We start from the raw sequence: 22,312 nt of genomic DNA, 5'->3' as shown, positions 1-22,312 counted from the left end.
GAAAAATTGTAAGATAATTTTAAACATGCTAACGTGGTTCCAAAATCACTGGAGAAAGTCTTATGAAACTCGCGGTATATAGCACAAAGCAGTACGACAAAAAGTATCTGCAACATGTTAACGAGACGTACGGTTTCGATCTTGAATTTTTCGACTTTCTGCTAACTGAAAAGACGGCTAAAACCGCCCACGGCTGCGAAGGCGTGTGTATCTTCGTTAACGACGACGGTAGCCGACCGGTGCTGGAAGAGTTGAAAAAACAGGGCGTGAAATACATTGCCCTGCGCTGCGCGGGCTTTAACAACGTCGATCTCGATGCCGCCAAAGAGCTGGGTCTGAAGGTCGTTCGCGTCCCGGCCTATTCTCCGGAAGCCGTGGCAGAACATGCGGTCGGGATGATGATGTCGCTCAACCGTCGTATTCACCGTGCCTATCAGCGAACCCGTGATGCTAACTTCTCTCTGGAAGGGCTGACCGGCTTTACCATGTACGGTAAAACCGCAGGCGTCATCGGTACCGGCAAAATTGGCGTGGCCGCCCTTCGCATCCTGAAAGGATTTGGCATGCGCCTGCTGGCGTTTGATCCGTACCCAAGCGCCGCTGCGCTGGAGCTGGGCGTGGAGTATGTCGATTTGAAAACGCTCTTCTCGCAGTCTGACGTTATCTCCCTGCACTGTCCGCTGACCCCGGAGAACTATCATCTGCTTAACCAGTCGGCGTTCGACCAGATGAAAGACGGCGTGATGATCATCAATACCAGCCGCGGCGGGCTGATCGACTCTCAGGCGGCTATCGAAGCGTTGAAAACGCAAAAAATCGGCGCGTTGGGTATGGATGTGTATGAGAACGAACGCGATCTGTTCTTTGAGGATAAATCTAATGACGTGATCCAGGACGACGTGTTCCGTCGCCTGTCTGCCTGTCACAACGTGTTGTTCACCGGACACCAGGCGTTCCTGACCGCCGAAGCGCTGATCAGCATTTCGGAAACCACGCTGGGGAATTTGCGTCAACTCGAAAAGGGCGAAGCGTGCCCGAACGCGATAGTGTAAGCCTGGTAAGCCGGGTGGCGGCTACGCCCTGCCCGGCCTGTGGATTGCGTTAATTGTAGGCCCGGTAAGCGCAGCGTCACCGGGCTTTTTGGCTTCAATCCTGCCACGCGCAGGAAAGTCTTAGCTGACGTTTGCCGTTCTGCTTTATCCAGTGACCCGAAAACAGGTAATAATTTTGATTAAATAAGTTTGATTTTTACCTCATACCCCTCGAGGCCTGTCATGGCTTCACGAGCGATAAACTCAATTTCAGACACTTCCTGCCCTGTTTTTTTACGTAACTCTGAAATTTTTTTGGTTATAAGCGCTGAAATTTCTTCTTCTGCCTTTTGCGTCAGTGCGTCAACGTTCATGTTTACCTCTTGCAACCGTTTACTGTTTCCATTCTCCAGCAGGCGACAGCTAACGATTAACTGCCTTTAACCATAACTGTATGTAAAGAGTAGACTATCTGTGTAACGTATGCTGCTGTCGCATTTAAATATGCATTTAGATTGCATTATTTAAACAAGGTGTTATTGTCCCAAAGCCTTAGAGCACAAAAAAGATAAATATAAGAAAAGCTTTGACTCACACTCGCCCCGCATCAGGGGCATTTTTTTGGCTGTTTGTAGGCAAAAACCCGCCATTAGCGGGTTTTTGTGTTATTCGAGAAAATTATTTAAAGACTTCTGCAACGGCCTGGAAGTTAGGGCCATGCTCGCGGGCAGCAATGATGACGTAGTATTTCCCGCCCTTCTCGTCTGCCAGTTTTGAGAGTTTTTGATGAAGATCTGAAGGTGAAGAAATTTGTCCACCTGAAGCCCCTACAGATACATTACCAAGGTATTCAAGCTTGAAGTGGTGCGCTTCATCCTTGGAAATCATATCTGCCGCAGACGCGCCGAAGCTTGCTACTGTTAAAGCCAATACACTCCCTAATAGTGCTTTTTTCATATCATTCCTCCTGTTGATGAATCTATATATTTAACATTAGCAGCAAATATGTAAATGATCCGTATCAATATTGTAGAAGGATTGAGCATCACGACCAGCCATTACTGACCTGAACAGCGGGTACAGCAGGTTCATCTACTATACTGACCTGTGCAGTCGCCATTTATCTGCCGGTTGCGCCTGAAGCAATTGAAACTTACCTGTACCATGACCATCAGGAGAACAATATGCACACGAGTAAAACCCTGAAAAGGCTGCTAGCCGTATCAGCAGTTGCAGCAATGTTCAGCACCGTTGGCGTACAAGCCCAGACAACCAGCGCCGCGCAAACTCAAACTGCGGGCCAGGCTCAACCGGACGCCAGACTCAGCTCCGGCGACGAGAAAGCATTGAAGGACATGGCGCAGGCCAATATCAACGAAGTTGCCGCCGCCAGGCTCGCCCTCGACAAGGCCCAAACCAGTGAAGTGAAAACATTCGCCCAGAAAATGGTCGACGATCACGGCGCCGCGCTGACCAAAGTCAAGACCGTTGCCCAGAAAAAGGGCGTGGAGCTGCCGACCGAACCAGACGCCGCGCATAAAGCCCTGAACTCAAGGCTGGAAAACCAGCGCGGTGACGCTTTTGACAAAATGTATATGGAATATGCTGGCGTGAAGGACCACGAGAAGGTGCTGTCGAAGCTTAAAAGCGACGCCAGTAAAATCGACGATCCAGATGTGAAGGCTCTGGCCAACGAGCACACTCCGGTCGTTGAGCAGCATCTGAAGTCCGCCGAGCAGATGTCAGCGCGTGCTGGCGCATCAGCCGATAAATAACGCGTCGGTAAAACAACTACTGCAAAATAAAGTGGGGCCCGCAGGCCCCACGCTTATTTCCCCTTCCTGCTGAATTATTCCGGCAAGGCGTAGACCACCACCTGATCGCCCACCTGATCCTTCAGGATCGTATTCCCGCCAGCCACGAAGGCCACATACTGGCGACCTTTATATTCATAGACGGACGGGTTCGCTACCGCCGGAGCTTCGGCCTGATCGGACCACAGCTCTTCACCGCTCTCTACCGAGTAGGCACGCACTTTGGCATCCATTGAGGCACCGATGAAGATCACGCCGCCCGCCGTCACTGCCGGACCACCAATGGTAGGCGAACCCCAGCTTTCCGGCATGAAGAAGCCATACTGCTGGGAGGCGCCAACCGGACGACGCCATTTCACATCGCCCGTGTGCATGTCCAGCGCCACGATTTCACCAAACGGCGGTTGCCAGCACGGCATGCCAAGCCAGTTGCTCGCCACCAGCAGACGCATACCGTACGGGGCGCCTTCCTGTGGGGCAAAGCCGCTTTCGTTGCCGGAGTCTTTGTCTGCGTTATCGTAATCCTCACGGCTGTACAGCTTCACGTACTGGACGATATGCGAGGTGTTGACGATGGCGATCTGTTTTTGCGGATCGAACGCCACCCCACCCCACTGGACGCCGCCGGCGCTATCGGGATAGGTGAGCGTGCCTTCGCCTTTGGTGGTTGGCGGGGTATACATTCCTTCATAGGTCAGGTTATCCCACAGACGGGAGCACTGGCCGCCACCGACGATATCCGCCAGCTTCCAGATTTCCGGTTTTTTCGACTGGTCGAGCAGCGGCGCGGGTTTGGTCGGGAATGGCTGCGTGGGCGAGAGAACTTCGCCCTGGACCGAACCATCACCCTGCGGAACCGGACGTTCTTCGATTGGCCATACGTCCTCCCCCGTCAGGCGGTTAACCACAAACAGGAAACCCTGCTTGGTGGCCTGCACCAGCGCCGGGATCTGCTTGCCGTCTACGGTGATGTCCATCAGCGTCGGGGCGGAGTTGATATCGTAATCCCAGACGTCGTGGTGTACCCACTGACGTGACCAGACCACTTTACCGGTGTTGATGTCCAGGGCGGTGGTCGAGGTGCCAAGCGGAATAGCGTCTACGCGGTTGCCGCCCCAATAGTTGGGAGACGGCGATGAGACCGGGAGATAGACCAGCCCGTTAGCCTCGTCGGCGGACATGTGCGTCCAGACGTTGGCGGTACCGGTACGCTTGCGGATCTCTGCCGGGATCGCCTCAAAGGTCCACTCAAGCTTACCGGTCTGGGCGTTGACTGAAAATACGGTGCCCGGAGGGGCTTCGGCATAGGCCCAGTCCTTCCCGGCCCAGCCCACCAGCAGATGGTTGCCGACAACGGTTGGCGGTTGCAGGACAGAGAGCGGATACTTCGCGTTAACGGTATTCCACTGGTTCAAATCCAGCACGCCGTTGTTCGCAAAGCCGCTGCACGGTTTGCCTGAATCGGCGTCCAGCGCAAAGAGCTTGCCATCAACGGTGCCCATATAGACCATCTTCTGGCATGCCTCACCTGTCACCGGATTTTTAGCCTGCCAGTAGGAAACGCCGCGATTTTTCAGCACCGGCTGGGTCAGCGCCTTGCGCGACGATTTGGTGTCATAGTGCCACTTCTCTTTACCCGTCCCCGGATCCAGCGCAATCAGGCGATCGAATGGCGTGCCAATGTAGAGCGTATCGTTGGCGAAAATGGGCGTTGCGGACCAGACGGTAGCTGGCGTATCGCCTTTACCATCCGAGACGTCGCCGGTATGGAACTCCCAGACTTTCGTTAATTTCCCGACGTTATCCGCCGTAATTTGGGTCAGGGGACTGTATTTCTGCGCGTTAAGCTGGCCGTGGAAGCTGTCCCAGGTGGCGGTGCCGGGCACCAGCGGCGTCGCTGGCTGGCTGGCCGAGGCGACTCTCTTTCCATCACCGCTGCCGGTTGAGGCATCGTCGGTGGTTTTTGTGGTTCCGGGCGCCTGCTGATCGGCCGCATCAATGTTCAGTGATTCCTGTGTCCCCTGCGAGGCTTCAGCGGCCTTATCCTGCGCCTGTAGCGCGAGCGGAGCGACCAGCAGCGCCAGCGCCGTCATGCTGACTTTTATGAAGGGATAATGCTTATCGTTGTGCACGGGCGGCTCCTCAGCTTCTGACGGGATGGTTGTAACGAGCGGAATGGCTGCTCAGCATAATCAGACCAATCAGGCCGACCACCATGGCTGCCGTTATGATGAACTGGTGCAGCAGCGCGGCGGCGAAAGCAATACCCGCCAACACCACCAGGGTGACAATAATCAGAAAAACGCGCGCCCCGCGACGCGATGCCGCACGTAACATAAAGGTCAGGATCGCCAGCACTACGCTGGCAATGACCACGCCCAGTGCGCCAATGGTGCCAGTGACGCCGGTAAGCGGCGTCCACCAGGCGTATAGCGCCACCGCGAAGGCTATTATCGCGGTCAGCAGCAGCAAAATGCTACCGACCCGCGAGGATTGAGAATGCAACATACCAGGAAACCCCCTCTAAAATGCAAAATTGACCATTATTAAGGCGTTTTCGTGAATATATACCCCTGCTGCCCGCCACTATTAAGGGAACGCGACGTGTGGAGCGGCGGCATATTTCACTAAACGTAACTGAGTATAGAAGAGGATTTTCTTATGGGGCGTTTAATAGCAGGCATACGACGTCCTTAACCCCTTCGCCACCATAAAGAGAGCGTTATGTTACAAGACGGTTCGAAAGCTACGAGCGGGTTACACGATTGTCTACATTCTGTTTTTTAATTTCAGGCATAACGGGATTATTTCACGCCCAATAAAATAATTAAATAAGCCCCCCTTCAATATGATGGCGCCTTATGGTACTTAATAAAACAGGGTGTTTATTCTTTAATTAACAGACGTGCAGGCAGGGAAAGTCAGTCGTTATTTGTTCGTTAATTTAACAAATCCCTTTCTTAATTAACCGCCTGTTAAAACATCGTCAAAGAATAACGATAGTTATTGCAGGCATACACATAAGGTTTTCGGTATGCAACATCAAACCCCTCCCACCCGTGACGTAATGGCGCAGCGACGACTACAGACAGATAAAAACTAAATAAGTCGTCGTCCCTCTAACAACGCGGTAAAATATGATGAATAAAGCCACAACTCTCTCAGCTAATATTACAACACGCTCTAACTGGCACTGGCAGGATAATATCTGGACGCTGGGCCTTTATGGTACAGCCGTCGGAGCGGGAACACTGTTCCTTCCCGTGGAAATCGGCACCCGTGGTCCGGTTATTTTTCTGGTTATGCTCCTGCTGGGGCTGCCGTTATCCCTGATCCCCCATTTACTCCTTTGTCGTGTGTATATGCGTGAAGAGAAGACTGAAAACGGCACGTTGCCGATCTTCGGCTCCTTCTTCAGCGGAAGGGGTGAAAAGCTGATCACCCTGTTCTATTGTGTGACCTTCTTCCCGGTAACCCTGGTATACGGGGTGGCGCTGATTAATGCGCTGAGTAATTTACTGGTGGAGCATCTGCATATTACCGCCCTCAGCCGTGGGCCATTGTCGTTTATCGTGGTTGCTGCGCTGTATGTGGTGCTTAGCAAGGGCCGGGACAGAGTCGTGGCCATTATGAGCGCACTGGCGCTGCCGTTCGCGGCATCTGTACTGCTGATCGCCGTATCACTTATCCCGGGATGGCATCTGTCTAACCTGACCGATACGGCCGCTGAAATGAACGCCACGCCGCTGCCGGTAACGCTGAAAAATATCTGGCTGACGCTGCCGCTTATTACCTTCTCGTTTTGCTGTGCGCCTATGGTCTCCCCGCTGAGCTCTTACTACCGGGAGAGGAAAGCGGAGGGTGAGAAAAAGGCACTGTTCGTGATCCGTATCGCCTACTTAGCTATCTTCGCCAGTATCCTCTTTTTCGTGCTGAGCTGCGTGCTGGGGATCCCCCATGACAACTTTGTGCGAGCGAAGGCGGAAAACCTGAATGTGCTGTCGGTGATGAAGGGAAACGGTGATTTCAGCCTGATTTACCACATTGCCCCGCTCATCGCTATCATCGGTATGACGAAATCCTTCCTCGGCGTAGGTCTGTCGGTCGCACAAACGTTTGGTCAGCTGGCTGCCAGCGTATCCGGCAAAAAGGCCAACGCCAGCAAGCGGCTGGCCTCTCTGGCGCTGTTCCTGCTGACCTATGGCATTGTTTATGCCAATCCGGATGTGCTCAGCCTGATTGAAATGTTCTGCGGACCACTGATCGCGGTGATCCTGTTCCTTATCCCGGCGTACCTCATATACACCCGCCCCTCGCTGGCAGAGCTTCGCGGCGTGACGGTGTTTTTGGTCGTATTGGGGGGGCTGGCAACGCTGTCTGCATTGCTCTGGACAATGCTTTAGGCTGAACGTCGTTTGACTGTACCCATATACAGTAGTATTTTACGTTCAGGCTGAATCACATGCGTAATATCCATAAGGTAAACAATCATGTTTGTGGAACTGGTTTATGACAAGCGAAACGTACAGGGGCTGGAGGGAGCCAGGGAAATCATTCTGGCCGAACTGACAAAACGCGTGCACCGGATTTTTCCTGATGCCAGCGTGACGGTTAAGCCAATGCAAGCGAACGGCCTGAACAGCGACGCCAGCAAAAGCGACCGTGAAAAGCTCAACCGCATGCTTGAGGAGATGTTCGAAGAGTCGGACATGTGGTTAATACAAGAGTAACCGGGCGCAAAGCCCGGTTCTGGCTTCGGGAGACAAAGAGCATACAACGTTAACTTTACGTAATTTCTTCCGCTATCGCGACGTACCGATTTACGCCTCCATGGTTCCCACAGCATAATCCCACCGATCCGATTGTAAGACATATCCAGCGCGCGCCACATTTTCTTCCTGCCCTGTACTTTCAGTCTGACTGACTGGAGGTTTCTGTGTGTGGCCTTTTATGAAGAATCCGGTTTGGGGTTATTCGAGGTAGCCCGCTGAAAAGGAAACGTGAGCAAGCTCATCCGCTATGAACGAGGAACGGACGATCTAAGGGGTGTTCATTTCCTGGCCATTCGTTTGCCAAGAGCAAAGCAGACCATTGGCAGGGGAAGCGTCACTACCAGCAGCATCCATAGCAAAGTATATACTGTGTCCACCCCGTCATTTTGCAGATTGGTATACAGCTTTACCGGTATACCCTGCGGGAAATAAGCAAAGATCATCACGATCCCGAACTCGCCTACCGCGCGAACCCAGGCGAGTGTTACGGCAGAAGCCAGCCCAGGCAATGCCAGGGGTAATGTAAGAAAACGAAAGCGGTTCCAGGGAGAAGCTCCCAACGTTTGTCCCGCTTCAAGAATATTTTTGGGAACAGTGGCAAACGCCGAACGCGACACCACGATAAAATAAGGCAAAGCGCCGTAAACCTGAGCCAGCACAAACGCCGCCGGATTATTTACCAGCGTAGCTCCCAACAGTGAAAGCCAGCGGCCAATCACGCCATAAGGCCCGAAAGCCGAAACCAGCAAAATCCCCATTGCCAGCGGTGGCGTCAGCAGTGGGATCATCACCAGCAGTTCACCGATCAATCGTTTTCGACCCGTGGCTTGTGACAGCCACCATGCCACCGGCATGCCGATAAGAATGATAATTCCGAGCGCCAGCACACCCAGTCCCATTGAGACGGCAATGGCGCTGTCGTCGCGCCAGGCCAGCTTCAGATGATGCCAGGGCGTGACGCTAATCAGCGTGATAAAGGGGATACTTAACAGCAGGATAGCGGGCAGAGATAACCACCCCGCCACCCAGCCCGGTTTTCTTAGCGGACGTATAAGCCGTCTCCTTTAGGTTCGGCGTAGCCAAACGCTTTGAACAATTTCTGCCCCTCGGCGCTTTGCATGAACGATACGAACTTTTGTCCCTGTTCTACACCATTCGGCGCGTTTTTCAGCACCGCCGCATAGAACACCATTGGTTGAGTGTGCAGGATTTGATCCTGGCCTTTACTGTCTTTAATGGTAAAACTGACGGTGTCATACCACTGTTTCGTCATCGCCGGGTTGCTGAGGTTTATTTCATCCGGCAGCGCGACATACGGCAAATGCGCTGAGCGAACTTCACTCTCGTATCCCGCTGCTGCATCCACCTGACCGCTTTCCAGACGCGCCAGCAGCCCTCCTTCCTGATGAGTCTGCTGTGGGTTTTGCAGCGAGCCTAAAATTTTATCGGTGATGCCCGGCATGTTGTAATACTTTTCCGCCAGCATCAGTCTAAACACAATATTCTGGCCTTTTGGGTCGACATAAGGATCGGTGCGGCCAAATAAGACATCTTTCTGCGTCAGCAGAGTCAGCCACGAGCCGTCTTTCTTTCTGCTGGCCTGTTCAAACTGCGCTGCATGTTTACCCTCAGGGCTGTAAGCGACCACCATGCTGGTACTGGCGACAGGGACCGCCTCATCTATCAGCCCGGCGTCTTTGAGAATTTGCATCGGCCCCGGGGTGATGGAGACAAACACATCGGCCTCAATTTTGTGGCTTGCCAGCAGGCGTGCCATCCCGTATGCACCCTGACCCTGCCCCTGATAGCCGTCGTTATTTGCTCTGGAAAAAGCCGGACCTAACCCCTGGTCCATTACTTTGCCCATGGAACCGGCATAAGTCACCCTGATATCCTTTGCCAGCGCCATGGATGGCATTTGCAGCAGCGCAACCGCCACCAGCGCAACCTGCATTCGTTTCCTGGCCATAAACACCCTCTCGTTATATATTCTTTTATATATCGAATTTTCCAGAAAAATCACCGCAATGACAACCTCCTCAAGCGCGCCGTTGATGCAAGGTTGAATTAAAGGAAATCGGTCTGGGTGGTGCATGGTCGACTTAGTCAGATGTTGTCATCCAATTGTGGGCAATAGTTCATGAAACATGCTGCGTAAACTCCTCGTGGCTTTGCGTAGAAGAATCTTGAACTCATTGTCATCAATGTCTTTTGCACAGTTGTAGCCCAACTCGCTATATAGTTAAATATATAGCGATTAAATAACTTCTGAGGGTTGTATGAATTTGTATATGTTTTATGTCGGCGGAAATGCCGGTAAATCCAATATTGAAGTCCACGACATCCAGTTTGTGGCGGCACGTAAGCCCAATGATGCCTGGCCTGCACTGCGTGAAGCATGGTTTGGTGATAGTGATAAAATTCATATAGACGGCTATAGCCGTATCACGTGGGCCGACGGATACTCTGTCACGCTTTCCCCGGAGCCGCCCCAGTCTACGAAGAGATTATTTTTCGTCAATGCGGGTGGTTACAGGCCGGATACGCTTGCAGAACTGCACGAATATGATCTGTTCGTCGCCGAAAATGCCCGGCAGGCTAAGGAGAAAGCATTACTAACGCTACTTTGCGGTGTCGATCAACAACATAAGGATAATTTAAAAGAGGTTGATGATTGCCTGTTGCTTGAAAAGGTTGGAGGGTTGTTTATTCATCTGACACCCTGCGATACAGGGCACCGCGATCTTCCAGAGTGGCAGGGATATTTACCGATAGGCGCATGAAACTGCATAAAGAGACGCATCGCTTCAGGATGAAACAGGTCCCCTTTTAGTATTGCTCAGGATGCCCCTCGAGTCTGAGGGCGTCCTGTTCATTGAATATTTACGCTTTTGCGTCTGGCTGTTTTATTGCATATCCAACATACGACTTCTTTAACTGATCCAATGTTTCCGGCACCAGGCTCGTCACCCGTTCAAACCGGCACTTTATTCGTTACCAGGATGGCAATGGCATGGCGGCCATCGCCGTGTCGTTGCCGCTGGTGGGGCCGAAGCGCATTTCGGAACAGGTGATGGCCAGGATAGCGATAAGCTGATTAGATCAGAATGTGTAACTCATGCTTACCGAGACGCTACGCGGTTCGCCATAGACGGCAGAGTCATCAAGGTATGAGTAGTATTCGCGGTCGAACAGGTTACGAACGTTTGCCTGCACCGCCAGCTGTTTCGTCAGCTGATACTGCGCGAACAAGTCGACGAGCGGATAGCTGCCCTGATAGAGGCGCTGCGTCTCGCCGTCCGGACCGGTGACATCTTTGTACACCTGATTCTGCCAGTTCACGCCGCCGCCTACGGTCAGATCCGGAAGCGCCGGGACGCGGTAACGGCTGAACACCTTAAGCTGCGTCTGCGGCGCAAAGCTGTTGAAGCGGCCATCTGAATCACGGGCAACATAGCGGGTCGCGCTGAAGGTAAGCTGTAGATTGTCGGTAACGGCACCGTTCACCTCAAATTCCGCCCCTTTGCTCACTGCGCCTTTGGTTGCGCGATAAGCTTGTTCGCTGGATCCATTAACGAATACCCCGCTGATTTCCTCCCCCGCGTTCTCCTGTTCTATGCGGAATACGGCAACGTTGGTGGTCAGTCGACCGTCCATCCAGTCTGCCTTCAGGCCGGTTTCATAATTTTTACCGGTGACGGGAGAGAGCCATGCCCCCTCTTTCGTGCGTTTGGTTTGCGGGGCAAAAATTGAGGTATAGCTGGCGTAAGCGGAAAGGCTGTCGTTGATGTCATACACCAGCCCGCCGTAAGGGGTGGTGTTGTATTTACGCATATCGCCGCTGCTGCCATCTGAGCTGTACTGGGTATAACGTGCGCCAACGATTAGCGACAACGGATCCGCCAGCGACAGGCGTGCCGCCGTATACGCCGATTTTTGCCGCACGATATCATCCGCATTTTGATACCAGTCGCCCCACTCCGGCTCGGCCACGCTGCCGTCCCAGCTGTTGTTGAAGATGCCAATCTGAGCACTGTCCATTGGCCCGTCTTTGCTGAAGGTAGCATTGTGCTGTCGGCTATAGTTGGCTCCGGCCATCAGCTGATGTTGACGCCCGAGAAGTTCAAAAGGCCCGCTGGCGTAGGCATCAAAGGCGTCCAGAGTGCGCTTGCCGCGATCCTTACTACCCCAGCCTGATGCGCCTTCTCCGGTGGTGGCGTCCGGATTGCCCATCACATAAAGCAGGGTATCATTGAACGTTTGCTCGCCGTGGGTTCCATTGAAACGCACCGACCAGCCGTTATCCCAGTTGTGGGTGAGGTTAGCAAAAACTTTACGCGACTCAACGGAGTATCCCGTCCAGTCTGCCGAGGTATTGACGTTGCGATCGTAATGGGTACGGCTGCCGTTACTGTACAGGCTGGGTAATCCGCCCCAGGTCGGGTTGGCTGTGTTTGTTTGCTGATAGTCCCAGCCCAGCGAGGCCGTCGTGTGTTCCGTTACATCGCCTGCAATGACGCCATAGAGAAATTTCTTGCGCTTGCCATATCTGTCGAGCCAGCTGTCCTGATCCTGATAACCTGCCACGACGCGCCCACGCAGGCTGCCGTCGGAATTGAGGGGCGCGGAGATGTCGCCCACATAACGCTGTTTGTTCCAGCTTCCGTAACTTGCGCTGACGTTGCCCCTGAAGGTTTTACTGTCGGCACGTTTACGCACCATGTTCACCGTTGCTCCCGGATCGCCAGCGCCGGTCATCAGGCCGTTTGCGCCACGCACAATCTCTATACGATCATAAATGGCAGTATCTTCCTGCGCATCGCCAAAATTCCACGCGTCGCCCATTGATGTGGGGATCTCATCGTAGGCGAAATTGGTGATTTCAAAGCCGCGGGAAAAGTAGCTGGAACGCTCGCTATCAACCTGCTGCGACGAAACGCCGGTGGCATTGGTAAGTACCTGGTCAATGGTTTGCAGGTCTTGATCCTGCATACGCTGGCGCGTCACGACGCTGACTGACTGGGGGATATCGCGCGGGGTCAGCAGCATTTTGGTGCCTGAACGCGTGGTTTTTACCGCATAATCCTGCTGCGAGTCGGCGCTCCCGTTCCCGTCACCGTAGACAACCATCTCTTGTTCTTGCGTATTTTCATCCGCCTGTGCCGGGTGCATGACGGCGGACATTGCCAGCGCAAGCAGTGAAAGTGAGAAGGAAGCAGGAATTAATCCTGCGGGCGCTTTCGCGCGATTAGCCCTGCCTTTAAAAATCATCATGTTACCTGTCTGTTGTTGTCGTTATGTGCAAATCATTCATCCAAATAAGAATGGAAATGATAATTATTTGCTTTATTATGCACAGGTAATTTTGTAAGTTAAATGTAAATAAATGTATATTTATCAAAATCAGCGCGGCTCGCGCATGACAGGAACAAAAAATGAACACATTCCATTGGCTAAAAGGAAAGACATGGGGCTTAAGCATTCTTACCGCGGCGTTAACCCTGAGCGCAACGGCGTCAGCAGCCCTCCCGGATTCGGCTGAGCTCAAGCAGCGCGAACTCGCTGACGGTCTGTATGAGATGGTTTACTCCCCAACGGCAAACGCGTTGTACGTTGCGAGCGCACAGAGTTTCAAAAACGTCAACGGCGGGGTGCTCTATAAACTGGATCCCACAACGCTTGCCACGCAAGGTGAAACCCACACCGACCTGAAAAACTTCGGCATGGCAGCGGACGATAATGGCAAGGTCTACTACACCACCAACACCCTTGATGGCGGGGTATCGAAAGTGGACGTGCAAAGCGGCAAGGTGCTACAGCGCCTGATGTTTGAAGGCAAAGACAAGGATGGCGACCCGGTTGGTGCGCGTGAAATCCTCTTCCACAAGGGACAACTGTTTATCGGCGGCGTTGCCGACCCTGGGTTTATCTCCGTGGTTGATGCCAACACCATGACGCTAAAAGCCCGAATCGAAAATGCCGGGAAATGGGTGACGGGGATTATTTATTCGCCGCTGACAGACCGCCTTTATGCCGCCAATGGCGGCGGTGAAATTCTGGTGATTAACCCGGAGACGTATAAAATCGAACAGCGCTGGACGCCGGGAGATAAAAAAGCGTATTTGTTCCTGAATATGGCAGAAGATCCGGCCACCGGGCGCCTGTTCGTGACTGATGATTCAAAAGCCAAAACCACACTGGTATTTGATGAGCGCAGCGGGAAAGTTATCAAGCGTCTTAAAGGCGATGCGCTGGGAATTAAGTTTAACGCTGAGCGCAACGAAATTTTCATCACTCAGCGCGAATCCAGGAAGGTGTTGCAGCTTGACGCCGGGAGCTATGCTGTGAAAAACAGCTGGACGTTCACCAGCCATCCCAACAGTCTTCTGGTAACACCGGACGGTAAAACGTTATACGTAACCGTGAAGCAGGACTTCAATGACGACAACACGACGAAAGGCCCGGATAGTGTGGTTCGTATTTCATTAAATTAAACAATATACAGCCATCCTGTGAGGGATGGCTGACTTATAAACGTGGACGCTGAAGCAGTATATTTAGTCCGGCCAACGGATAAAGCCGGGTTAAAGCGCCAGATGTTCTAAAGTCGCGGGGATCCTTACTGGGTAAAAGTAAAGGTGTAGGTACGTGAAGCTGACCCCTATTCTCCTGCAAATTTCGCAGAATTAAGGATTCATTTTGGGAAAGAAAAAACCGGGCCTCGCGCCCGGTTCTGTTCCCACACTAAAAAGCCTTACGCACTCAATCCGCGATTCTCCAGCATCGGTTCGATCTTCGGATCGTGCCCGCGCCAGTTCCGGTAAAGTTCAGCTAAATCAGTGCTGTTGCCGCGGGACAAAATCGCCTCGCGGAATTTCTGTCCGTTCACGCGCGTCAAACCGCCCTGCTCGACAAACCACTGATATCCATCGTCCGCCAGCATCTGCGTCCAGAGATAGGCGTAATACCCTGCCGCGTAGCCGCCGCCGAAGATGTGGGCGAAATAGCTGCTGCGATAGCGCGGCGGTACGGCTGGAAGATCCAACCCCTCTTTTTTCAACGCGGCGGCTTCAAAGGCTTCCACGTCTTCAACGGGCTCCTGAATGCCGTGCCAGTTCATATCCAGCAGCGCGGCGCTCAATAGCTCCGTCATGTCATAACCCTTATTAAACTGGGTCGCATTGAGCATTTTTTCCCGCAGCGCATCCGGCATCGGTTCGCCGGTTTGATAATGACGAGCAAAGTGCGCAAACACCTGGGGATGGCTGGCCCAGTGTTCATTGATTTGCGAAGGAAATTCAACGAAATCACGTGGCGTGTTGGTGCCTGAAAGCGTGGCATAGCGCTGGCTGGCAAACAGGCCATGCAGGGTATGGCCAAACTCGTGGAACAGGGTAATCACATCATCCCAGGAGATTAGCGCGGTCTGCCCGTTCGCCGGTTTTTGATAGTTGCAGACGTTATAAATCACCGGACGCGCGGCAAACTCATAAGACTGCTCAATAAAATTCCCCATCCACGCGCCGCCCGCTTTGGAATCACGCGCGAAAAAGTCGCCGTAGAACAGCGCCATGCCTTCACCCGTGTGGTCGAAAATCTCCCACACGCGAACATCCGGGTGGTAAACCGGAATATCGAAACGCTCGACAAAGCGGATACCGAACAGCTGCGTGGCGGTCCAGAATACGCCATCTTCCAGCACGGTATTGAGCGCGAAATAGGGTTTGATCTGCGACTCATCCAGCGCGTATTTCGCTGAGCGCACGCGTTCGGCATAAAACGCCCAGTCCCAGGCCTGTACCGTAAAACCACCCTGCTCGTCGTCGATGACCTTCTGAATATCCGCCTGCTCCAGCGCGGCCCTGCCGCGTGCCGCAGGAACTATCCCGCGCATGAATTCGAGCGCGGCTTCCGGCGTTTTCGCCATCTGATCGGCAATGCTCCAGCTCGCATAGTTGTCAAAGCCGAGCAGCTGCGCCTGTCTTGCCCGTAACGCGGTAAGCCGACGGATCAGCTCGCGCGTATCGTTTTCGTCGCCTTTCTGAGTGCGTTCCCAGCCCGCGCTGAACAACTTTTTACGGGTCTCGCGCAACGACAGCGCCGCCAGCGCGGGCTGTTGCGTGGTATTCAAAAGCGGGATCAGCCAGCGATCCGTCAGCCCTTTTTCTGCGGCAGCGTGAGCCGCGGCAGCCACCTCCTCCGCACTGAGCCCGTCAAGCTGGTGAACATCGTCCACCACCAGCCCTCCCGCCTTGTTCGCCGCCAGCAGGCGCTGGTTGAACTGGCTGGTCAGGGTGGCGGCTTCGGTATTCAGGGCTTTCAGCTCGGCTTTTTCATCGGCATTCAGACGCGCGCCAGCAAGAACAAAGTGCTGATACATCTCCTCCGTCAGTCGTCGGGATTCGGCATCCAGCGCCTCGCGATCCTGCCAGACGGCTTCCACGCGGGCGAAAAGCGTATCGTTTAGCCAGATATCGTTCGCCAGCCCGGCCAGTTCGGTGGAGAACTGCTCGTCCAGTGCCTGAAGATCATCGTTGGTGTGTGCGGACGTCATGGCGAAGAACACGCTGCTCACGCGCGACAGCATGGCCCCGCTCTTTTCCAGCGCCAGCACGGTATTGTCAAAGTCCGGCGCGGCGCGCTGCGCGATAATCGCGTCAATGTCTGCACGCTTCAGGCGCATTGCTTCATCAAATGCCGGACGATAATGGCTGTCGTTAATCGCATCAAAACGTGGCGCCTGATAAGGCAACAGGCTAATTTCAAAAAAAGGATTGTTGACCGACATCGTTTACTCCTGAGCACGGTATTTCTCCCCAGAGTAGGCCAGCCTGCGCCGGCCTGCAATGGCGTCATACAAATGTTGCCTTAACGACGTGCCGGAGAGCGTGCTATGTTAGTACAACACAAAAAGCGTTGAGGAACAGTGAGATGATTATTTTAGTTACCGGGGCGACAGCGGGTTTTGGTGAAAGCATCACGCGTCGCTTCGTCGCCAACGGACACAAAGTGATTGCAACAGGGCGTCGTCAGGAGCGTTTGCAGGAGCTAAAAGACGAGCTGGGTGACAGCATTCTGACCGCGCAGCTGGACGTCCGCAACCGCGCCGCCATCGAAGAGATGATTGCCAACCTGCCTGCCGAATGGCGTGAAATTGACGTGCTGGTCAATAACGCTGGCCTGGCACTGGGCATGGAGCCTGCCCACAAAGCCAGCGTGGAAGACTGGGAAAACATGATCGACACCAACAACAAAGGGCTGGTGTACATGACCCGCGCCGTGCTGCCGGGCATGGTTGAACGTAACCGTGGCCATATCATTAACATCGGTTCCACCGCCGGAAGCTGGCCTTACGCGGGCGGCAACGTCTATGGCGCGACCAAAGCCTTTGTCCGCCAGTTCAGCCTGAACCTGCGCACCGACCTGCACGGAACCGCGATCCGCGTGACCGATGTTGAACCGGGTCTGGTAGGCGGAACTGAATTCTCCAACGTGCGTTTCAAAGGCGACGACGCGAAAGCGGATAAAACCTATGAAAACGCGAATGCGCTGACGCCGGAAGATATCACCGAAACCGTCTGGTGGGTCGCGAATCTGCCGAAGCATGTCAACATCAATACGGTTGAGATGATGCCCGTCAGCCAGACCTATGCCGGACTCAGCGTGCATCGCGGTTAATTTACCCCACCCGGCCTGCGGGCCGGGTATGTGATGGCAGGGAAAAGAATGGTAGTATGTTCAGGTTAACTCTCTGAGAAATCACAACCCATGGCCGCTGAATCGCAACTTAATCCTACCCAGCCCGTTAATCAGCAAATATATCGCATCTTACGCCGTGATATTGTTCGCTGCCTGATCCCACCGGGAACGCCACTCTCAGAAAAAGAGGTTTCGGTACGTTTTGACGTTTCCCGTCAGCCCGTACGTGAGGCGTTTATTAAGCTCGCAGAAAACGGCCTTATTCAGATCCGCCCTCAGCGCGGCAGCTATGTAAATAAAATTTCGCTTTCGCAGGTACGGAATGGCTGTTTTGTTCGCCAGGCCATCGAGTGCGCCGTGGTGCGTCGCGCCGCGTCGCTCATCAACGATAACCAGTGCTACCTGCTGGAGCAAAACCTGCATCAGCAACGAATCGCCATCGACCGCAAACAGTTAAACGACTTTTTCCAGCTGGACGACGAGTTCCACCAGAAACTGGCGCAGATCGCCGAGTGCCAGCTCGCGTGGGATACCGTCGAAAACATCAAAGCTACCATCGACCGCGTGCGCTACATGAGCCTCGACCATGTTTCTCCGCCAGAGATGTTGCTGCGCCAGCATCATGATATTTTCAGCGCGCTGGAAAAACGCGACGTGGAAGCCGTAGATAAAGCGATGACGCTTCACCTTCAGGAAATTAGTGAGTCAGTTCAGTTAATTCGCCAGGAAAACCGCGAGTGGTTCAGCGAAGAATAAAACTTCGCCGCCCCCTTTCGGTTGCGGCGAAGTAATTAGCGGACCACTAATACCGGAATAGTGGCGTAGCGCAGGATAGTTTCAGCATTCGAACCCAGCAGATGGGTTGTAATGCTCGGATTTTTTGATCCGATAACAATGACATCATATTTCCCCTCTTTGCTGAGCTTGATGATTTCATCGCGTACGTTGCCGAAGCGAACTTCACAGTCAATATTGTCCGGGGACATATCAAAGAGCCGTTTCAGCGCCTTCATCTTCTTATCAGACTCGGCGGTCATATACTCTTCGAACTTCTTAATATCGGCATTGAACCCCCGCAGTAACGAACGGCTGCTGTTAGGGAGAATGTTGACCAGGGTGATCGTCGCGCCTTCCGCCTTCGCGAGGTTGACCGCGTGGCGTACCGCTTTATCGCTCAAATCCATTTCAAACACGTCAACAGGCATCAAAATTTTCTTATACATAAGCCTGACTCCTTTTCCGATGAAGGGTTATTTTCTGCCTCCAGAATGACATTGTGGATATAAACAAAGCCTAAACACTTGCACCCGGAAACTATCAATTAAGGAAAATAACTGTCCGCTTTGTAAAGTGGTGTCCTGAACCGTCAACGCCTGCATGAAATAAGAAAAAAGTGTGAGCTTGATCAAAAGCAAATAATTTCGTTAAAGAGAGGCGTATTAATAGTGCCCCGTGAACGGCAGCCGTTGAATTAGCGCCGTAACGGATAAGTACGAGAGGAGAAAATACCATGATGACATACGACCGTAACCGAAATGCAATCACCACTGGCAGCCGCGTCATGATTAGCGGCACAGGCCAGTTCGGCGTGATTAAAGCGATCCACAGCGACGGCCTTAATGCCGAGCAGGTGCGTCGTGGTAAAACGGTTGAAGTCGAAGGATGCGAAGGTAAGTTCGAACCGATTGAGCTGATTCGCCTGGGGATGCACTAAGCTGCGCCCCGACATGCCGCCGCGGACGGCGGCATGTCATCGCGTTAAAGCCGGGAGGCGTACTCAGCAACCGTGGCCTTCGCGCCTTTTTGCAGCAACGTTTGATAGGCCTGCATGACCGCAGCCACAAACACCGCGTCCTTCGGCAGCTCGTTACCGAAAATAGCCTCAATGCCCAACAGCGCGCTAACGCGGCTTTCGCCTTCAGCGCTACCGTTTACCGCCGCCTGAATCACCGCCAGCTGCGGATCGCTCACCTCAATCGCGTTACCCTGCTCATCCACACCGCCGACATAACGCATCCAGCCCGCAACACCGAGGGCCAGCAGCGGGAAGGGTTTCTGGTGGACAAGGTGCCAGCGCACGGAATCGAGCATCCGCTGCGGCAATTTCTGGCTACCGTCCATGGCGATTTGCCAGGTGCGGTGGCGCAGGGCCGGATTGCTGTAACGTGCGATCAGCAGGTCGGCATAGTGAGCTAAATCCACCCCCTTCACTTTCAGCGTCGGCGCCTGCTCTTTCAGCATCAGCGCATGCGCGGCTGCGCGATAATGTTCATCTTCCATGCAGTCGTTAATGTGCTGATAACCGGCCAGGTAGCCGAGATAGGCCAGGAACGAGTGGCTGCCGTTAAGCATACGCAGCTTCATCTCTTCAAACGGAATGACATCAGAAACCAGTTCCGCACCGGCCTTTTCCCACTGTGGACGTCCGGCGACGAAATTATCTTCTACCACCCACTGGCGGAACGGCTCGCAGGCGACACCTGCCGGATCGCGTACGCCGGTCAGCTGTTCAATTTTATCCAGCGTTTCAGCCGTGACGGCGGGCACAATACGGTCCACCATGGTTGACGGGAAGGTGACGTTCGCTTCAATCCAGTCGGCCAGTTCGCCGTCAACAGCGCGCGCGTAGGCGCAGGTGACATTGCGCATCACATGGCCGTTTTCCGGCATGTTATCGCATGACATCACGCTGAATGCTGGCAGCCCCGCCGCCTTACGCCGCGCCAGCGCTTCAACCACTACGCCTGGCGCAGATTTCGGCTGATGGGGGTTTTGCAGGTCGGCAACGATTAACGGATGATCGAACATCAGTTGTCCGGTTGCCGGGGAGTGGCAATACCCTTTCTCGGTGATGGTCAGGGAAACAATGGCGACCTGCGGATCGCACAGCGCCGCCAGCACGGTTTCAAGGCCGTCGACCTGCGCATGCAGCGCATTTTTGACGACGCCGACCACGCGCGCCGTCCACGCATCGGCAGACATCTCTGCTACGGTATAAAGATTATCCTGTGCCTTCAGATCGGCGATCTGCTGTTCGCCGCCAATCAGGTTAACTTCGCAGTAACCCCAGTCGCTGCCCTGTTCTGCGGCGAGTATATCGGTGTACACCGCCTGGTGCGCACGGTGAAACGCGCCAAACCCTAAATGAACAATGCGTGCCTTGAGGCTGTCGCGATCGTACTGAGGACGCGTTGCCTTCGCCTGTAATAAACGGTTTTCCATGATTGAGACTCGTTAATTATGAACGCTGAGATCCGCAGCCGCTCTGGTGACAGTGCGGCTGCGCCGGTTGACTAAACCAACTAGAATGGCAGTGTCATTACTTTATCCTGCCGATCACAATACTGGTTATGCTGCCATGAACATTGATTTACATTAACTTTCGGCCAAGTGGTGTGATATAAAAATCAAGTTGTGTGACATCTGGCAAAAGATATAAACCAGATCATACAGGGGTGCGCACCGTCTGCTCGCCGGACCGGACCGTCGGCTCACGCCACAACCTGTCGTAGGAATAGCCTGTTAAATCTTCCACGACCCGGCGAGCTTCGGCGGATACGCGTTGGGGAGAGCCGTTGGCTTTCAGGCGATCCAGCTCATCCACAAAGATTTTGTGCGTACGCTTGTTCAGGTTGAATGTCAGAGCCTGCCACAGGGCCAGGATAAGCAAGGCAGCAGTGCCGATGAACATCAGCATTGCGATGGTGTGGATGGCTTCGGTTGGCTGTGTCTGGCTCCCTTTTACAAATCCGCCGCTTTGTAACAGGAGACCCACAATAAAGGTGGCAATAGCGACCGTGGTTTTTCGGGAAAATGTCATTACCGCGGCAAACAGTCCCTCACGACGCTGACGGCTGACCATTTCATCGATATCTGGAATGAACGGGAACACGTTCCACGGTGTAAACTCAAGGACGCAGCGCCCCACCTGATACACCCCGGCCAGAATGACCAGCGTCGCGACGGTATTCAGCGCAGGGATCTGGTACACGGCAAAGAAGCCCCCCAAACAGAGCAACATCAGTGAATAGGCAAATACATATAGCTTTGATGGCCCATATCTGATGATCCCTATACCCGCAATTAACGTGACGGGCAGCCCCACAATACTCATCGACAGCAGCGTGCCTGCCAGTGAGGAAGAGACATTCAGACAGTAGACGCAGAAAAATACAAATACCGTGTTGTAGACATCTTTGCCGGTAAACGACAGCAGATAGATGGCGAGATGTTTCCTGAAGGCCCGGATTTTCAGGGTGGAACCATACTCCTTAAAAAGTCGTCCAAAGGCAGCCAGCTTCTCCCCTGCTGTTTGTGGGCGTGTGTTTTTTTCCAGCCCGGAGAGCATTTCCGGCGTCAACTCGCGTTCCCAGGTCACTTTCCACGAGATGAATACACATACCATAAACAGTACAGCAAAAATAACGCCGTTTATGAGGTAGGCATGGGCGCTGTTTTCCCCGAAATAGCCGATCAGTAATCCGGGAATAAATGTCGCCAGAAACGTCCCGGACGCTGAAAGAAACATGCGACAGGTAGAGAGTTTGGTCCGCTGGTTAAAGTCTTTTGTCATTTCTGACGGTAACGTTTCCCACGGGATCAGTACCATTGCAGCAATAATTTCAAATGCTAGATAGACGGCGAGATAAAAACCGTATGTCATGCCATCAAGCCACAGCAATGCATAGACCAGCATCAACGGTGCACCGATCAGCAAAAAGAAACGTCGGCGACCAAATTTTTTACCAAAATAGTTTTTGTAAAAATGGTCAGTGAAACTTCCCATAAACAAACTAACGATAGCATCGACAATGCGCGCTATAGCAACAATAGACGCCGCTTCAACCGGTGACAACCCAACAAATGTCGTATAGAAGAATAATAACCAGGCGCCGATAACGGTAAAGGCACCGCCGCCCATAATATCCGTTAGTCCGTAGCCGATACTAACCGGAATAGTAATTTTTTTTGCAGTACGAGACATGTTCCATCCCCA

At 53.3% G+C, this 22,312-nt stretch carries 20 protein-coding genes; 9 read left to right on the top strand and 11 right to left on the bottom strand.

Features of this window, described 5'->3' with window-relative positions; translation table 11 throughout:
* Positions 1-62: 62 nt before the first annotated feature.
* Positions 63-1,052, top strand: a complete 990-nt coding sequence (locus LOC22_RS20645; protein ID WP_017384525.1) for a 2-hydroxyacid dehydrogenase — start codon at positions 63-65, stop codon at positions 1,050-1,052.
* Positions 1,053-1,231: 179 nt separating this feature from the next.
* On the opposite strand, the gene LOC22_RS20640 is transcribed toward LOC22_RS20645, so the two are convergent.
* Together LOC22_RS20640 and LOC22_RS20635 are read right to left on the bottom strand one after the other, a co-directional pair.
* Entirely contained in the window at positions 1,232-1,405 is a 174-nt protein-coding gene (locus LOC22_RS20640) for a GnsA/GnsB family addiction module toxin (protein WP_006808842.1), read from the bottom strand.
* Between the two features lie 304 nt (positions 1,406-1,709).
* Positions 1,710-1,988: a DUF1471 domain-containing protein gene (locus tag LOC22_RS20635; protein WP_003857380.1), complete on the bottom strand. Its 279-nt coding sequence runs from the start codon at positions 1,986-1,988 to the stop codon at positions 1,710-1,712.
* A gap of 227 nt (positions 1,989-2,215) precedes the next feature.
* Here LOC22_RS20635 and LOC22_RS20630 point away from each other — a divergent pair, with 227 nt between their 5' ends.
* A complete protein-coding gene (locus tag LOC22_RS20630; protein WP_017384526.1) occupies positions 2,216-2,806 on the top strand; it encodes a DUF4142 domain-containing protein in 591 nt (196 codons plus the stop codon).
* 74 nt (positions 2,807-2,880) lie between these two features.
* Here LOC22_RS20630 and LOC22_RS20625 read toward each other — a convergent pair whose 3' ends face one another.
* Both LOC22_RS20625 and LOC22_RS20620 read right to left on the bottom strand, forming a co-directional pair.
* Positions 2,881-4,977 carry a pyrroloquinoline quinone-dependent dehydrogenase gene (locus LOC22_RS20625; protein ID WP_047062778.1) on the bottom strand — a complete coding sequence of 699 codons (2,097 nt, stop codon included), beginning with the start codon at positions 4,975-4,977 and terminating at the stop codon, positions 2,881-2,883.
* A 10-nt stretch (positions 4,978-4,987) separates the two neighbouring features.
* The gene (locus LOC22_RS20620) at positions 4,988-5,353 is read right to left on the bottom strand and encodes a hypothetical protein (RefSeq protein ID WP_047062776.1); all 366 of its coding nucleotides are present in this window, start codon (positions 5,351-5,353) and stop codon (positions 4,988-4,990) included.
* 632 nt (positions 5,354-5,985) lie between these two features.
* On the opposite strand from LOC22_RS20620, the gene LOC22_RS20615 reads away from it, so the two are divergent.
* Positions 5,986-7,248 (top strand): amino acid permease, encoded by a 1,263-nt coding sequence (locus LOC22_RS20615; protein ID WP_017384529.1) that lies wholly within the window; start codon positions 5,986-5,988, stop codon positions 7,246-7,248.
* A gap of 87 nt (positions 7,249-7,335) precedes the next feature.
* Positions 7,336-7,575, top strand: a complete 240-nt coding sequence (locus tag LOC22_RS20610; protein WP_003857390.1) for a DinI family protein — start codon at positions 7,336-7,338, stop codon at positions 7,573-7,575.
* 320 nt (positions 7,576-7,895) lie between these two features.
* Here LOC22_RS20610 and LOC22_RS20605 read toward each other — a convergent pair whose 3' ends face one another.
* Both LOC22_RS20605 and LOC22_RS20600 read right to left on the bottom strand, forming a co-directional pair.
* Positions 7,896-8,642 carry a molybdate ABC transporter permease subunit gene (locus LOC22_RS20605; RefSeq protein ID WP_017384530.1) on the bottom strand — a complete coding sequence of 249 codons (747 nt, stop codon included), beginning with the start codon at positions 8,640-8,642 and terminating at the stop codon, positions 7,896-7,898.
* A gap of 14 nt (positions 8,643-8,656) precedes the next feature.
* Positions 8,657-9,571: an extracellular solute-binding protein gene (locus LOC22_RS20600; RefSeq protein WP_230239563.1), complete on the bottom strand. Its 915-nt coding sequence runs from the start codon at positions 9,569-9,571 to the stop codon at positions 8,657-8,659.
* 325 nt (positions 9,572-9,896) lie between these two features.
* Here LOC22_RS20600 and LOC22_RS20595 point away from each other — a divergent pair, with 325 nt between their 5' ends.
* The gene (locus tag LOC22_RS20595) at positions 9,897-10,400 is read left to right on the top strand and encodes a DUF1543 domain-containing protein (protein ID WP_023296544.1); all 504 of its coding nucleotides are present in this window, start codon (positions 9,897-9,899) and stop codon (positions 10,398-10,400) included.
* 319 nt (positions 10,401-10,719) lie between these two features.
* On the opposite strand, the gene fhuE is transcribed toward LOC22_RS20595, so the two are convergent.
* A complete protein-coding gene (fhuE, locus tag LOC22_RS20590) occupies positions 10,720-12,888 on the bottom strand; it encodes a ferric-rhodotorulic acid/ferric-coprogen receptor FhuE (RefSeq protein ID WP_040117597.1) in 2,169 nt (722 codons plus the stop codon).
* 164 nt (positions 12,889-13,052) lie between these two features.
* On the opposite strand from fhuE, the gene LOC22_RS20585 reads away from it, so the two are divergent.
* Positions 13,053-14,111, top strand: a complete 1,059-nt coding sequence (locus tag LOC22_RS20585) for a YncE family protein (protein WP_017384534.1) — start codon at positions 13,053-13,055, stop codon at positions 14,109-14,111.
* A gap of 260 nt (positions 14,112-14,371) precedes the next feature.
* On the opposite strand, the gene dcp is transcribed toward LOC22_RS20585, so the two are convergent.
* Entirely contained in the window at positions 14,372-16,405 is a 2,034-nt protein-coding gene (gene dcp, locus LOC22_RS20580; RefSeq protein WP_230239165.1) for a peptidyl-dipeptidase Dcp, read from the bottom strand.
* Between the two features lie 143 nt (positions 16,406-16,548).
* Between dcp and ydfG the strand changes: the two genes are divergently transcribed.
* Together ydfG and LOC22_RS20570 are read left to right on the top strand one after the other, a co-directional pair.
* On the top strand, positions 16,549-17,295 hold the full coding sequence (gene ydfG / locus LOC22_RS20575; protein ID WP_015570609.1) for a bifunctional NADP-dependent 3-hydroxy acid dehydrogenase/3-hydroxypropionate dehydrogenase YdfG: 747 nt from the start codon (positions 16,549-16,551) through the stop codon (positions 17,293-17,295).
* A 90-nt stretch (positions 17,296-17,385) separates the two neighbouring features.
* Positions 17,386-18,072 carry a GntR family transcriptional regulator gene (locus tag LOC22_RS20570; protein WP_003857403.1) on the top strand — a complete coding sequence of 229 codons (687 nt, stop codon included), beginning with the start codon at positions 17,386-17,388 and terminating at the stop codon, positions 18,070-18,072.
* 35 nt (positions 18,073-18,107) lie between these two features.
* Here the strand turns inward: LOC22_RS20570 and LOC22_RS20565 are convergent, their stop codons facing one another.
* Positions 18,108-18,539 carry a universal stress protein gene (locus LOC22_RS20565; RefSeq protein WP_015570611.1) on the bottom strand — a complete coding sequence of 144 codons (432 nt, stop codon included), beginning with the start codon at positions 18,537-18,539 and terminating at the stop codon, positions 18,108-18,110.
* Positions 18,540-18,826: 287 nt separating this feature from the next.
* Here LOC22_RS20565 and ydfZ point away from each other — a divergent pair, with 287 nt between their 5' ends.
* Positions 18,827-19,030 carry a putative selenium delivery protein YdfZ gene (gene ydfZ, locus LOC22_RS20560; RefSeq protein WP_003857405.1) on the top strand — a complete coding sequence of 68 codons (204 nt, stop codon included), beginning with the start codon at positions 18,827-18,829 and terminating at the stop codon, positions 19,028-19,030.
* A gap of 44 nt (positions 19,031-19,074) precedes the next feature.
* Here ydfZ and LOC22_RS20555 read toward each other — a convergent pair whose 3' ends face one another.
* Positions 19,075-20,538, bottom strand: a complete 1,464-nt coding sequence (locus LOC22_RS20555; RefSeq protein ID WP_032619752.1) for a mannitol dehydrogenase family protein — start codon at positions 20,536-20,538, stop codon at positions 19,075-19,077.
* 223 nt (positions 20,539-20,761) lie between these two features.
* Positions 20,762-22,300 (bottom strand): MFS transporter, encoded by a 1,539-nt coding sequence (locus LOC22_RS20550; protein ID WP_015570613.1) that lies wholly within the window; start codon positions 22,298-22,300, stop codon positions 20,762-20,764.
* Between the last annotated feature and the right edge of the window lie 12 nt (positions 22,301-22,312).

This window comes from Enterobacter sp. AN-K1 (assembly GCF_020971765.1).
Classification (GTDB): Bacteria; Pseudomonadota; Gammaproteobacteria; order Enterobacterales; family Enterobacteriaceae; genus Enterobacter; species Enterobacter hormaechei_C.
Note: the sequence above shows the minus strand (reverse complement) of the source record. Positions and strands in the feature narration are given on the sequence as shown.

What these genes read in the sequence shown, in the direction of transcription:
- LOC22_RS20645 (WP_017384525.1), top strand. Translation starts at nt 63, where the DNA reads ATGAAACTCGCGGTATATAGCACAAAGCAGTACGACAAAAAGTATCTG.
- LOC22_RS20640 (WP_006808842.1), bottom strand. Translation starts at nt 1,405, where the DNA reads ATGAACGTTGACGCACTGACGCAAAAGGCAGAAGAAGAAATTTCAGCG.
- LOC22_RS20635 (WP_003857380.1), bottom strand. Translation starts at nt 1,988, where the DNA reads ATGAAAAAAGCACTATTAGGGAGTGTATTGGCTTTAACAGTAGCAAGC.
- LOC22_RS20630 (WP_017384526.1), top strand. Translation starts at nt 2,216, where the DNA reads ATGCACACGAGTAAAACCCTGAAAAGGCTGCTAGCCGTATCAGCAGTT.
- LOC22_RS20620 (WP_047062776.1), bottom strand. Translation starts at nt 5,353, where the DNA reads ATGTTGCATTCTCAATCCTCGCGGGTCGGTAGCATTTTGCTGCTGCTG.
- LOC22_RS20615 (WP_017384529.1), top strand. Translation starts at nt 5,986, where the DNA reads ATGAATAAAGCCACAACTCTCTCAGCTAATATTACAACACGCTCTAAC.
- LOC22_RS20610 (WP_003857390.1), top strand. Translation starts at nt 7,336, where the DNA reads ATGTTTGTGGAACTGGTTTATGACAAGCGAAACGTACAGGGGCTGGAG.
- LOC22_RS20600 (WP_230239563.1), bottom strand. Translation starts at nt 9,571, where the DNA reads ATGCAGGTTGCGCTGGTGGCGGTTGCGCTGCTGCAAATGCCATCCATG.
- LOC22_RS20595 (WP_023296544.1), top strand. Translation starts at nt 9,897, where the DNA reads ATGAATTTGTATATGTTTTATGTCGGCGGAAATGCCGGTAAATCCAAT.
- fhuE (WP_040117597.1), bottom strand. Translation starts at nt 12,888, where the DNA reads ATGATTTTTAAAGGCAGGGCTAATCGCGCGAAAGCGCCCGCAGGATTA.
- LOC22_RS20585 (WP_017384534.1), top strand. Translation starts at nt 13,053, where the DNA reads ATGAACACATTCCATTGGCTAAAAGGAAAGACATGGGGCTTAAGCATT.
- dcp (WP_230239165.1), bottom strand. Translation starts at nt 16,405, where the DNA reads ATGTCGGTCAACAATCCTTTTTTTGAAATTAGCCTGTTGCCTTATCAG.
- ydfG (WP_015570609.1), top strand. Translation starts at nt 16,549, where the DNA reads ATGATTATTTTAGTTACCGGGGCGACAGCGGGTTTTGGTGAAAGCATC.
- LOC22_RS20570 (WP_003857403.1), top strand. Translation starts at nt 17,386, where the DNA reads ATGGCCGCTGAATCGCAACTTAATCCTACCCAGCCCGTTAATCAGCAA.
- LOC22_RS20565 (WP_015570611.1), bottom strand. Translation starts at nt 18,539, where the DNA reads ATGTATAAGAAAATTTTGATGCCTGTTGACGTGTTTGAAATGGATTTG.
- ydfZ (WP_003857405.1), top strand. Translation starts at nt 18,827, where the DNA reads ATGATGACATACGACCGTAACCGAAATGCAATCACCACTGGCAGCCGC.
- LOC22_RS20555 (WP_032619752.1), bottom strand. Translation starts at nt 20,538, where the DNA reads ATGGAAAACCGTTTATTACAGGCGAAGGCAACGCGTCCTCAGTACGAT.
- LOC22_RS20550 (WP_015570613.1), bottom strand. Translation starts at nt 22,300, where the DNA reads ATGTCTCGTACTGCAAAAAAAATTACTATTCCGGTTAGTATCGGCTAC.